The organism is Nocardiopsis sp. JB363 (assembly GCF_900143625.1).
Lineage (GTDB): Bacteria > Actinomycetota > Actinomycetes > Streptosporangiales > Streptosporangiaceae > Nocardiopsis.
Window position 1 is genome coordinate 23,002 of sequence record NZ_FRFF01000100.1, and the last position, 12,131, is coordinate 35,132.

4 protein-coding genes are annotated in these 12,131 nt (G+C 69.0%); 2 read left to right on the forward strand and 2 right to left on the reverse strand.

Annotated features, from left to right (window positions below):
- Nucleotides 1-55 precede the first annotated feature (55 nt).
- Both BQ8420_RS14660 and BQ8420_RS14665 read right to left on the reverse strand, forming a co-directional pair.
- Nucleotides 56-5,896 (reverse strand): hypothetical protein, encoded by a 5,841-nt coding sequence (locus BQ8420_RS14660; RefSeq protein ID WP_087099414.1) that lies wholly within the window; start codon nt 5,894-5,896, stop codon nt 56-58.
- A complete protein-coding gene (locus tag BQ8420_RS14665) occupies nt 5,893-7,278 on the reverse strand; it encodes a hypothetical protein (RefSeq protein WP_087099416.1) in 1,386 nt (461 codons plus the stop codon). Before BQ8420_RS14665 ends, BQ8420_RS14660 begins: the two co-directional genes overlap by 4 nt.
- Nucleotides 7,279-7,467: 189 nt before the next feature.
- Between BQ8420_RS14665 and BQ8420_RS14670 the strand changes: the two genes are divergently transcribed.
- Nucleotides 7,468-9,579: a UvrD-helicase domain-containing protein gene (locus tag BQ8420_RS14670; protein WP_087099418.1), complete on the forward strand. Its 2,112-nt coding sequence runs from the start codon at nt 7,468-7,470 to the stop codon at nt 9,577-9,579.
- Nucleotides 9,580-9,626: 47 nt separating this feature from the next.
- Nucleotides 9,627-11,888 (forward strand): DUF262 domain-containing protein, encoded by a 2,262-nt coding sequence (locus BQ8420_RS14675; protein WP_087099420.1) that lies wholly within the window; start codon nt 9,627-9,629, stop codon nt 11,886-11,888.
- Nucleotides 11,889-12,131 lie beyond the last annotated feature (243 nt).

Here is a 12,131-nt window from a genome sequence, read left to right on the forward strand (position 1 = left end):
CGGGACCGGCCCGGGGTGGACGTCGTGTCCGCCCCGGGCCGTTCGATTGCTCCGGTCACAGGTCCCGGTGGTGCCAGCAGCGGGCCAGGAGTGGTTCGACCCGGTAGGTGTCGCCCTCGGCCCGGTCGAACACGCCCAGCGCGTCCAGGCACTCCACCGCGGTGTGGGGGTCGGGGTGGGCGTCCTTGAGCGCGACCGCCTCGACCAGGTCGCCGTGGGTGACCGACCCGTCGAGCAGTTCCACGATGGCGTCGAAGGCGGCGGCGAGGGGCCGGTGAGCGGTCAGGCCGACCTGGTCGACCAACTCGGCGGCGCGGCCGGGCTGGGACAGCTCCTTGGTGAGTCGTTCCAGCGCCTTCTTCTCCTGGTACCGACCGGCCAGTTCCTGGGCGCGGTCCACCAGGATCGGCCAACCCCCGGTGGTCTCCAGCAGGAGTTCCTGGCGTTCGGTCACCCCGAACAGACCGGTGTCCCGGGACCAGACCTGTAGAGACAGCCGGTCGTAACGGCGAAGTCGGACCACACCCACTCCACGGTGTTCGGGGTCGGCGAGCAGCGTCTCCCAGAACTTCGTCTGGCCGGGGTCTGAGACCAGGACCACCGACCGGGTCACACCACGGCCGAGCGGGTTGCGTTCCAGTGCCGCACCCAGACTCGCCTGGCAGGTATCGGAACGGGAAGTAACGCGGGACAGATCGGACAGGACGATGCGACGCTGCCCCTTACGCCCCTGTTGCAGGGCTTCCTCATAGCGGCGACGGTCCTGCGGTTCCTGAAGGTCGAAACGTCCGCCGAACTCATCACGGACCGCCCTGATCGTCTCGGTGACGTCGGCGATACCCATCGCGGCCGAACCGAGCACCAAGCGCACCTGATTGGTGTGCCCACCGAGAAGGTCGTCGAGCTGGGCGGCGGTGAGCGGCGCGCGACGTCCGTCGTCGAGAGGACGTCGTAGGGCCAGCGCGATGGATTCCGCGGGAACCGTCTCGGAGTCGGCATCCACGAGGGCCGTCATCACCGCGTCCTTGGTGCCCATCATTCTCAGCGCGTTGGCCGAACGCAGCCGCCATCCTCGCAGGTCACGGTTGTCGGCCAGCAACCCGAGTCCCACCATCTCCTTGAGGTAGGCACGGAAGGCCTCCGAGTCGAGCCCCTCAAAACCCCTGGGCCAGTAGGCAAGGCACTCCTCACGCAACTCCATCTCGCTCATACGCACGTCCAAGCCCTGTTCGTAGGCGTGGTGGGCGAGCACACAGGCGATGATGTTGTATCGCGGGTCCAAGTGGAGGGTGTCACGGAAGGTCTCGATGATGTCCTCCCGCAGTTCCGGGTCGCCTTCGACCGTCTCCACATCGGCGCGGGTGATGGTGTAGGGCGGTTCCTGTTCCCCTACACCGGTTCGACGCCGGTCATACATGTGGCGGAGCAGCCGATCACAGAACATCTGCAACAAGAAGGGCTGGTAGGAACAGTGCCCGAGGATCCGGTGAATCAGCTCTTCGTCGGCGAAGCGGAACCCGAGAGCTCCCATCGGACCGGTAACCAGGTCATAGGCGTGGCCAGGTCGGAGATGACCGATCATGGTCGGGCTCTGGGCCAGGTGTTTGAAGGTGTTATTGGACAGCTTCGCGAAACGCTGCACTGAGTGCAGGCCGGCGAAGACGACCTTGGCCCGGCCCTCAGCTCCGGCGAGCTGACCGAGTTCTTTGAGCCGGTTGGTCTCCAGGAACCGTGGAGCATCGGCCTCGAAAAATCCATCGGACTCGTCCAGCATGACCAGGAGCCTGCGCCGAGAGTCCACGGTCAGCCAGTCCAGCACGCCCGCCCGGACCCGGTCGTAGGCCTTACCGCTGTCCCTGCGCTGTGGTTGCGGGGCCACACCGACCCCACGGAGCTCACGCAGCAGGACGTCCCAGACCGCGTCCGCCCCTTGCGCCCCTTGGCCGATGGCCACCGTGCTCAACTCGATATGTACGGCCACCCGATCGGGGACACGCTCGAAGTGGCTCTTGGCGGAACGCAGCAGAGCCGATTTACCCAGCCCACGTCCACCGAAGACCACCTGTGTGTCCTCGGGATCGATCACGGCACTCCGTTCGGCCTCCCTGCCGTAGAACATCTCTGGAGGTACCAGGGAACGCTTCTTGCGCACGTAGGGCTGAACTGCGGCGAAGGGCAGCAGGACCGCGAGGGCGTTGGCGATCTGACGGTTGCCGTAGGCGGCCAGGTAGGCCAAGGCGGCATCGTCGACCACAATGACGGGGGTTCTGCTGCGTACCGCTTCCACGGCGAATCGACGTCGGACCTCGGCAGGCATGGTGCCCAGATAGGCGACCACCAGCGATTCGCCAGAGGTGTCCTTGTCCACCCAACTGCGCAGGAGGTCGGCGTGGGGCCGGCCCCAGCACACCATCACGCGTAGCCGTCCGTGCAGCTTGCTGCCGAACTCGGGAACGGTGGAGGCGCCGGTGCACGCGACCTTGGTGAACTCGAAGTAGCTCCGGTCGAGCCCCTTGTCCAATCGCAGTTCATGGAAGGAGGCCGTGGGCAGAACGTCGAAACCGACCAAGCGCAGAGACTGTACGAGCAGAGTACGGCGGCTGATCTGGTTTCGCTGCTTGGGCGAGGCCTCCCGGGCCTCACGCCAGATGTCCAGAGCGTCGGCGACGAGGTCCCGGGAGTCGCTGGGGAGCCCTCCGAAGTCCAGACCCGAGCCACCCCGTACGGCACCACCGGAGCGGGCCGTCTTCACGAGCGCGGGAGTGATGCCACGGGGCAGACCATCGGGGACACGAGGAAAGAAGTCGAGGAGGCGGTGGTCGTCCGTGGGTTCGGGGACGGGTTCGCCGATCTCACGCGAGTAGATGAGTTCCTCTGCGGTGAGCAACTGACCGTCCTCGATCAGGGAACGGATACGTCCCTCTTCCACGCCGGTGTGCACCGAGGGATCACCCAGTGCGTCGAGTCGCTCGATGAGTCGGGACGCCGCTTCTTGCCGGTACTCGGGCAGGCTCCGCTCCACTGCGTCGATCCTCGCCCGGGTCTGCGCCAGGTCGGCGTTCTCCGGTAGGGGTCCCACATCGAGGAGAGCACTGAGATCGCCGTCCTGCTCCTCGCTGATCTCCTGTTGCAGGCGGGCTCGGCGAAGGGTGGTGAGGAGTTCGTCGCGTGCGTGGGTGAGTTCGTCGCGGCTGCGGCGTTCGGCGGCGTCGATGCGGCTCCGAGTGTTCTCCGGCAACGGGTCGCCGGCGGGGACCAGGACTCCGGTCTCGGCGAGGTCGACCAGGTGCCGGGCGGTGGGGTAACGCTCGGCGCGGATCTGGACGTCGAGTGCCCGGGGCCAGTCGAGTTCGGCGGCCGCGGCGAGGTCGTCCGGGCCGGTCTTCGCCGGTGGGCTCACCCGGCCGGTGATCGGATCGACGGTGGCGTGGGCGACCTTGAGGAGTTCGACGGTGAGGGCGTGGTCGGGCAGGGGTTCGGCCTGGCCGGTGGGCACGCCTTCCTCGAACAGGCGGCCGATCTCGTCCAGGGCACGGGCGGCCGCGGTGTGGGCGGCCCCGACCAGGGTCACGGGCGAGGAATTCGCGGCCAGGGCGGTACGGGCCTGGGGCAGGTGGCGCAGCACGGTCTGGCGCATGTCGGTCAGATCCTCGGCGGCCCACACCCGACCTCGGCCGTCCCCCTCTTCGAGGGCGGATACGGCGTCGAGCCATTCGGAGACGACCGCCAACGTGGACTCCACGAGTGAGACCAGGTTGTTGCGCGCGGCGCCTTGCAGTGCCCGGTTGGAGGAGCCGCGCATGGCGGTGTCGGCCCGGTCGATCTCCTTGTCGAGGTTCTCCCTGCGGGTGAGGGTGGCCAGCCGTTCGGCGACCTCGGCGCGGCGGGCACGGTCGTCGGCGGCGATGGCCTTGAGGAGCGAGCCGACCGGGCCCTGTTCGGCGAACCAGGTCTGCGCAAGCTTGGTGGCCCGGTGGGAGCGGAGGTTGCGCGGGGTCTCCAGGCGTTGCGCCGCTTCGGTACGGGCACGGTCGAGTCGTGCCTTCAGCTGCCCGGGGTCGGCCAGGGTGGTGCCCAGCGGGTTTCCCACCAGCAGCCCTTTGAGTGCGCGCTGGCCGATGGCCTGCGCGATGGCGGCCAGGTGACTCTCCAGGTGTGGGGCGACACGGTCCAGGAGGGCTCCGGCGGTGGACTCCCCGGTGATCAGTGCGGTGCGCAGCAGGGCCGGGGTGGCCAGGAGCAGGGAGGGGGTGTCCTCGGTGAGCCGCTGGGGGTCGAGGTCGACCAGCTCGTTGCGCAGACGGGCGGCGCAGGGGCCGTTGGGGCCGCGCACGTGTTCGGTGAGGGCGGCGAGACGCAGTGCTCCGACGCGTTGCTTCGGTGCGTCGGAGGCTTGGGCCAAGGCGGTGGCCAGCGTGAAGCGACGTTCGGCCACGAGCCGCTGGAGGGCGGCCTCGGCCGGGTCGTGGATGGAGTCGTCGGCCTCGGGAGCCTCGTGGTGTTCGGGCTCGGGGACGGTGGTTTCCGGTTCCGGCGCCGTGGGCGCCTTGGGTGATTCGGTTCCGGGTTCCTGGGCGGCGGCCCGGTCCGAGGAGGCTCGCGGAGGGACCGTGTCTTCGGCGGGCGCGGTTTCGATGGGGCTCTCGGGGGGCCGGCCGGCCATTTGGGAGCGCATGATGACGGCCAGGGGTAGACCGCCGAGCTCCTCGGGCAGGGCCGGCACGATGGCAGTCTGCAAGGCCTGCATGCGAAGCAGGTCCGGTTCGGCCGTGGAGAGTTCGACCAGTTCCACCAGGTCCATGAGGGCCGCGCGAAGCGGGGTACCTTGTTCCTGGCGTGCGTGCTCGACCAGCTCCCGCAGCGTGGCGAGCTGTTCCTCGGAAGTGCGGGGCAGGTCGGCCAGGTCCAGCAACAAGAGGATCCGAGCGTCGGCCCGCTCGTGTTCCTCGCTCCGTTCCAGGGCGGCGTCGAGGTCCGCGAGCCGAGTGGCAGCGGGGTCCAGTGCCAGGCGATGGGCCCAGGTACGGAGATCGGTGTCGTAGGCCGGCAGGGCCGCGAGTTCGGTCTCGTCCAACCGGGCGCCCTCGGTGAGGGACTCGTTCAGGGCGGTGATCGCCCGTTGGGCCCGGGTGCGGCGCAGGTCCAGTTCGGCCCTGCCCCGTCGGATCTCCTCGGACGTGACGCCTGGTTTCTCCGGGAGCGTGGGTTCGGATTCGACGGCCCAGGGTTCGGTTGTCATGGCGGTGGGGTCCTCCGCTGGCTCGGTGTTCGGTGGTTCCGGAACCCGGTGGGTCCGGTGAACGAATTCGGGCGTTGCCTCGGTGACGGCGCCGGCCGCGACGAGCACCTCGGTCAGGGTCTCCTCCTCGGCCTCGATGCCGGGCCACCAGTGCTGTTCGGCGGCCCAGGTGAGGACCCGCGCGCCCTCCGCTCCGGCGGACAGGGAGTTCCACATGATCGCGGCGAGCAGGGTGGGCGACCAGTGGGGCGGAGGGCTCTGCGGATCGGCGATCGCGTGCAGGAGGGCGTCGACCACCGGTAGTGCGAGCATCCCGGTGAAATGACCGGCATCGCCCGAGCCGGCGTTGCCCAGGCGGTTGAGGACATCACGGCACAGGGCCCGGGAGATGGTGCGCGGGGTCAGACGTAGTCCGAGGAAGCGCAGGGCCTGGCCGCGCACCCGGGTGGGGGCGGGGGTGAGCAGGTTCCAGACGTCCTGTTCGGTCAGGTGGGCCAGGGCCCCGGTCCGTGCTCCGGGCAGCGCGTTGAGCGCGTCGGCGAACCGGTCCAGGGCGGGGAACGCGCTCTCGGGCGCGGTGTGGCCGAGTTCCTTGCGAACGGGTCGGAAACGCTCGTTGAAGCAGTGCGGACGTTGGGGAGGGTGGGGCTTGGTCACGGGGTGCTCCGCTTCTCTTCGGTGACGAGGGGGCGCCGGTCACGGCCGGTGGCCCCTCCTCGGGTCCTGCTGTGACCACGGACGAGGGTGAAGCCGTCGGGTAGGTCGCCCCTGATCCCGAACCGGGACAGGAGTCGGTGGTACTCGACGCGGGCGCCGACGCCGGCGCGTTGACCTCGGGGCAATCGACGCAGGAAGGGGGCGACCTCGTATTCGACGAGGTACTCCCAGGGGGTCAGGGGTTCGGGGCGTCGCTCCTCGGGTTCGGTGGTGGCGGGTGTGTCGGAGCGGTCCGCGTGGGGGCAGGCGATCCACCGACCGCCCTCGTGGTGGGGGTCGGCCAGGTGGATCCGCATGCCGTTGGGCAGCGCTCCCCCATCGCCGTGTTCGTTCACGTGGTCATCGACGAGGGTGTTGGCGTGGACGATGGCGTCGAGGTAGCCCGTGCCGGTGAGTTCGTGTTCGCTTCCGGACAGGGCTCGCAGGAAGGCCCCCACCTCGGTGACGCGTTCGCGTGGGCGGCCGGCGCGGTCGGGCGCGGGGCGGACCACGCTGCGCACCAACCAGTCCAGGTCGGGTCCGCCGAGGGGACCGTCACGTTCCATGCGGTGGGCGAGCCCTCGGCGGTGGAAGGCGTAGCCATTCCGGCGGCCAAGCGAGGGAAGGAGGGACAGGGCCCGGTCGATGGTGTTCAGTGCCGCGCGCAACGCCGCGGCCATCTGTGGCGGTCCGGCCTCGTCTCGAAGCAGGAGCGGCAACGGTCCGGCCATGAGTTGGGAACGTCCGGGGCCGAGGAGGTAGCGGACGAAACGCTCGTGTTCACCGATGCGTCGGTGCGCGTGTGCGGTGCCGCGGACCCGGTGGTGCAGATGGCCCAGGGGGTCGATCCAGCGGCGGTGCGCCCGCAGTCGGTCGAATCGGGCGTCACTGACGACGGTTCCGGGGCTGAAGGCGTCCACGTCGAACACCAGGCGTTCGGCGTATCCGGAGTCGATGTCCTGGGCAGGTCGGGGGTCGATGCGGCTCTCCCGGTGGACGATCTCCGCGTACAGGGGATCGTTCCCCGTCTCGATCGAGACCATCGCGCCCACGGGGAGGGGGTCCGCGGTCTCCTGCGTCGACAGGTGGGGGAAGGCGTCGAAGTCGACCGGTCCTCCCGCGTATCCACCGAAGTCGAGGTCGTAACCGAAGTACACGGCGTTGAAGGCGACGGTGGTGTGCACGGTGCCCCGACGGGCGACGAGCGCGTCGAGGTAGCCCAGGAGCCGGTTCTCGTCCGGCATCGCCTCCGGTCCTTGGAGCAGCTGTGGGGTGAAGAGGGGGTCGTCCTCGTAGGGGCGCCAGGGCGCCGGCGCGTCCGTGGAGTCCATCTCACTCCCCATCTAGAGAACCCTGTTCCGGTTAAAACACTGTCTCAATGCCTGTGAACATAGTCAACCCACAAAGTTCACAGAGTGGCTCATGTGACTGGTGACCTGATTTTCGTCGAGGGCATGCGAAGAACCGGCCGCCCGGGTAGGTTGGCCGCACACGACCGACCGGTCTTCCCCCGAGAACGAAAATCGAGCGCCGTGGCCCAGCTCGCCGTCCACAGGGACTTCCTGCAGGAATTCGCCAAGCTCCACAAGCCCGTGCAGAACCGCGTCACCGAGGTCTTCGCCAAGTTCGAACAGGCCACCCACACCGGCGTGCACCTGGAGAAGATCGCCAAGGCGCGGGACGACCGGTTCCGGAGCATCCGCATCGACCAGTTCTGGCGCGGCATCGTGCTCGCCCCCACCCGAGGTGACACCTACACACTGCTGCGGGTGCTGCCCCACGACGAGGCCTACGCATGGGCCAAGCGCCGCACCGCGTCGGTCAACCTGGCCACCGGCGGTATCGAGATCCGCGACGTGGAGGCGATGAGCACCAGCCTCCCGTTCCTCGAACAGATGGCGCAGAAGGCACCCGCCCGACTGTTCGAACACGTGGGCGACGCCGACCTCACACGCCTGGGCGTGGACGAGCAGACCCGGACCTTCGCGCGGGCGCTCACCGACACCGAACAGCTCGACGCCGCCCAAGGGCTGATGCCCCCGGTGCAGTGGACCGTGCTGTGCGGACTGGCCTCCGGGATGAGCCCCGAGGAGGTATGGGACGAACTGGGTTCCCAGATCACCGAGGAGATCGACCCCGAGGACCTGGACAGCGCGGTGCGTCGCAGCTCCGACCGGGTCCTGCTCGTGGAGGGGCCCGACGAGCTCATGGCGGTGCTCGCCCACCCCTTCGACCTGTGGCGCATCTACCTGCATCCGGCCCAGCGACAGGTGGTGGAAGCCGTATACCGCGGTTCCGCCCGGGTCAGCGGCGGCCCCGGCACCGGAAAGACCGTGGTCGCCCTGCACCGCGCCCACCGGCTGGCCGGACGTGGTCGGGGGGCGGTGCTACTGACCACGTTCACCTCGACGCTGGCGCAGTCCCTGGAACAGAACCTGACCCTGCTCGCCGAACACGCGGGCGACCCGCTGTCCGCCGGCCGGGTCCGGGTCGAGAACATCGACCGATTCGCCCACCGTGTGTTCCGTGAGCCCCACGGCCGGCCGAACCTGCTGACGGGCAACCGGGAACAGGAACTGTGGGAGCGTCTGGCCAAGGAACTCGGAGCTTCGGATCTGTCCCCCACGTTCCTGTCCCAGGAGTGGCGGCAGGTGGTGCTGGCGCGTCGGGTGGAGTCGGCCGACGCCTACCTGGCGGCCAAGCGCACGGGGCGGGGTCGCGGTCTGTCCCCCGCGCGCAAGGCGGTGGTCTGGCAGGTGATGTGGGCGTTCCAGCGCGAAATCACCGAGCGTGGTCTGTGGACCCACGAGACGGTGTGCGAGGAGGCCGCACGCCTGCTGGCGCGACTGCCGGACGCCGACAAGCCCTATCGCCACGTGGTGGTGGACGAGGCCCAGGACCTGTACCCGGGACAGTGGCGGCTGCTGCGCGCCGCGGTGGCCGAGGGATCCGACGACCTGTTCGTGACCGCCGACGCCCACCAACGCGTCTACGGCCCGCAGGTGGTGCTCTCCGACGTGGGCGTGGACGTGCGCGGCCGGTCCTCGAAACTGCGGATCAACTACCGGACCACCGCCGAGATCCTCGGCTGGAGTCTGGGGCTGGTCCATGGTCAAAGCTTCGACGACCTGGAGGGCGGCTCCGACCACGTCACCGGCTGCCGTTCGGAGATGCACGGACTGCCGCCCGAGATGAAGGGGCTGGCCACCTGGGGCGCCGAACTCGCCCATATGGCCTCGACCGTGCGTGGCTGGACCGATTCCGGGGTCCTTCCCGAGGAGATCGGGGTGGCGGCCCGCTCCCGGCGTCTGGCCCGTGAGGCGGCCCTGGCCATCGAGGAGTCCGGGCTGCGATCCCACCTGTTGGAGGAAGGTGAGGGGCCGGGCGGGGCGGTCCTGGTGGGCACCATGCACCGGATGAAGGGGCTGGAGTTCCGTTGCCTGGCCGTGGTCGCCGCCGGAGAGGCTCAGCTACCGGCCCCGCGGAGCGTGACCCCCGAGGAGGAGGACCCCGGCGCGCACGCTCGCGACCTGCTCCGTGAACGCAGTCTGCTCTTCGTGGCCTGTACACGTGCACGTGAACAACTCAGCGTGAGCTGGCACGGCCGGCCCAGTCCGTTCATCGAAGCGCTCCAAGGCCGCTGACCCCTCCTCTCCCCCGACGAAGATCCCCCGAGCAGAAGGACGGACCCATGGCGAAACTGTCCATGATCCTCGACCAGATCGACGCCGGAACGGTCCTGTTGCCGGAGTTCCAGCGCGGATACGTGTGGAACCGAGACCAGGTGCGCGGCCTGATGCGGTCGATGTACCTGGGCCACCCGGTGGGCAGTCTGCTGCTGTGGGAGACCACCGCCGAGGAGATGGCGGTGCGCGGCGGCAACGCGGGCAGCGGCACCCACCTGCTGCTTCTGGACGGCCAGCAACGCATCTCCTCCCTGTACGGGGTGATCCGCGGCCGGGCGCCGGCGTTCTTCGAGGGGGACGAGAAGGCGTTCACCGGGTTGCAGTTCAACGTGGACACCGAGGTGTTCGAGTTCCACCGCCCGTTGAAGATGAGCGACAACCCGCACTGGGTGGACGTCACCGAACTGTTCCGCCAGGGCCCGGTCCCCTACCTGACCCGGTTCGCCGACGACCCGGCCCGGGCCAACCTGTACCTGACCCGGCTCAACCGGCTCCACCAGATCGTCGACAAGAACTTCCCCCAAGAGGAGATCACCGGGGCGGACCGCACCGTCGACGAGGTCGTGGACATCTTCAACCGGGTCAACTCCGGCGGCACGAAGCTGTCCAAGGGCGACCTGGCACTGGCCAAGCTGTGCGCCCAGTGGCCGCAGGCGCGTTCGTCCATGCGGACGGCGTTGGAGCGTTGGGAGGGCTCCGGTTTCTCCTTCAGCCTGGACTGGCTGCTGCGCAACGCCACCGCCGTCGCCACCGGCCGGGCCCTGTTCACCGCGTTGGACAAGGTCGACGCTCCCGCCTTCCAGCGATCCCTGGAAGCGTCGGTGGACCACGTGGGCACGTTCCTGGACGCCGTCTCGGGACGCCTGGGTCTGGACCACGACCGGGTGTTGATGGGACGGTACGCGCTTCCGGTGGTCTCCCGGTTGTTGGACCTGAACGGGGGCCGTTTCGACGACGCCCGACACCGGGACCGCGTCCTGTACTGGTACGTGCACAGCGCCCTGTGGGGCCGCTACGCCGGGTCCACCGAGACGTTCCTACAGCTGGACTACGACGCCGTCACCGAATCCGGTGTGGAGGGCGCGATCCAGCGCCTGACCCGTTGGCGGGGCGGCAGTCTGGAGATCCGGCCCCACGACTTCGAGGGCGCCACCAAGGGGGCCCGGTTCTACCCCCTGCTGTACATGCTCACCCGAGTGCACGGAGCCCGGGACTTCGGCAGCGGACTGGAACTGAAGGCCGAGTCCCTGGGGCGCCTGTCCTCCCTCCAGGTGCACCACATCTTCCCCAAGAAGGCGCTGCGCAACAGGTACGAGAGCCGGCGGGTGAACGCGATCGCGAACTTCTGCTTCCTGACCCAGCAGAGCAACCTGGAGGTCTCCGACCGCACCCCGCAGGAGTACTTCCCCGAGGTGGAGGAACGCCACCCGGGGACGCTCGCCTCCCAGTGGATCCCCACCGACCCGGACCTGTGGAAGGTGGAGAACTACCCGGACTTCCTCGCCGCCCGTCGGGAGCTGCTCGCCGAGGCCGCCGAGAACTTCCTCAACGGGCTGGCCTCGGGCGCCGAGAGCGCCGTGGAGGAGACGCTCCGTCCGGTGACGGTCCTGTCCGGTGAACCCGACGACGCGCGTTCGGTGCAGGTCCAGGAGATGGTGGACGAGCTGCTGCGTCTGGGATACGCCAAACCTGAACTGGACGCCGAGATCAACGACCCGGAACGGGGTCGGGTGATCGCGGAGGCGGAGGCGTTCTGGCCGGACGGGCTCCAACACGGCCTGGGCAAGCCCGTGGTCCTGGAGCTGGACCCCGACCAGGCCGACCTGCCTCGGCTTCAGGAGTTGGGCTATGAGGTGTTCACGTCGGTGGACTCGCTGCTGGGGTTCGTCGACCGGTTGGGACAGGTGGCCGCGGGGGCGCCGGAACACGAGGAACCGGAGGAGGTGTCGAGTGAGGCACCCGAGACTGCCGACTTCGGTCGGGCGATGCTGAGCGTGTACGAGCGGGCCAAGGCGGAGGCCGACTACACCGCCTCGTTCTTCCTGGGCATGATCTCCGAGCTGGGACCACTGGGCACGGCACGCAAGCTGCTCAACGCCCCCGCGGTCTCGGACGGGTTCGCGAACCTGTGGGAGCGGGGCCGGTTGGACCTGACGGTGGAGGCGGTGGTGTTGCGTCCGGAGTTCGCGCCGTTGTTCACCGAGGAGGAGCTGGGGCGGGCCCGGACCCGCCTGGAGCAGTTCGGGCACCCCTTCCTGGACGCCTGAGACAACGGGAGGGTCACCTACCCGCTGAGGTCCCCCCGGGGCGTGGCGATCCGGTCAGCCGGCTCCATGAACATCGCTCCGTACCGGGGTATCCGGTGACCAAGCCACATAGGCGGGTATCACCCGGATCCGCTCCCGAAATTATTCGCGAGGCACACGTGCGAGCATGCGGTCACTGTCCGCGAGCCACCGTTCGCCCTGGGCCAGGTCGAACAGTGCCCGGTTTCCGCTGCCCCCGCAGGG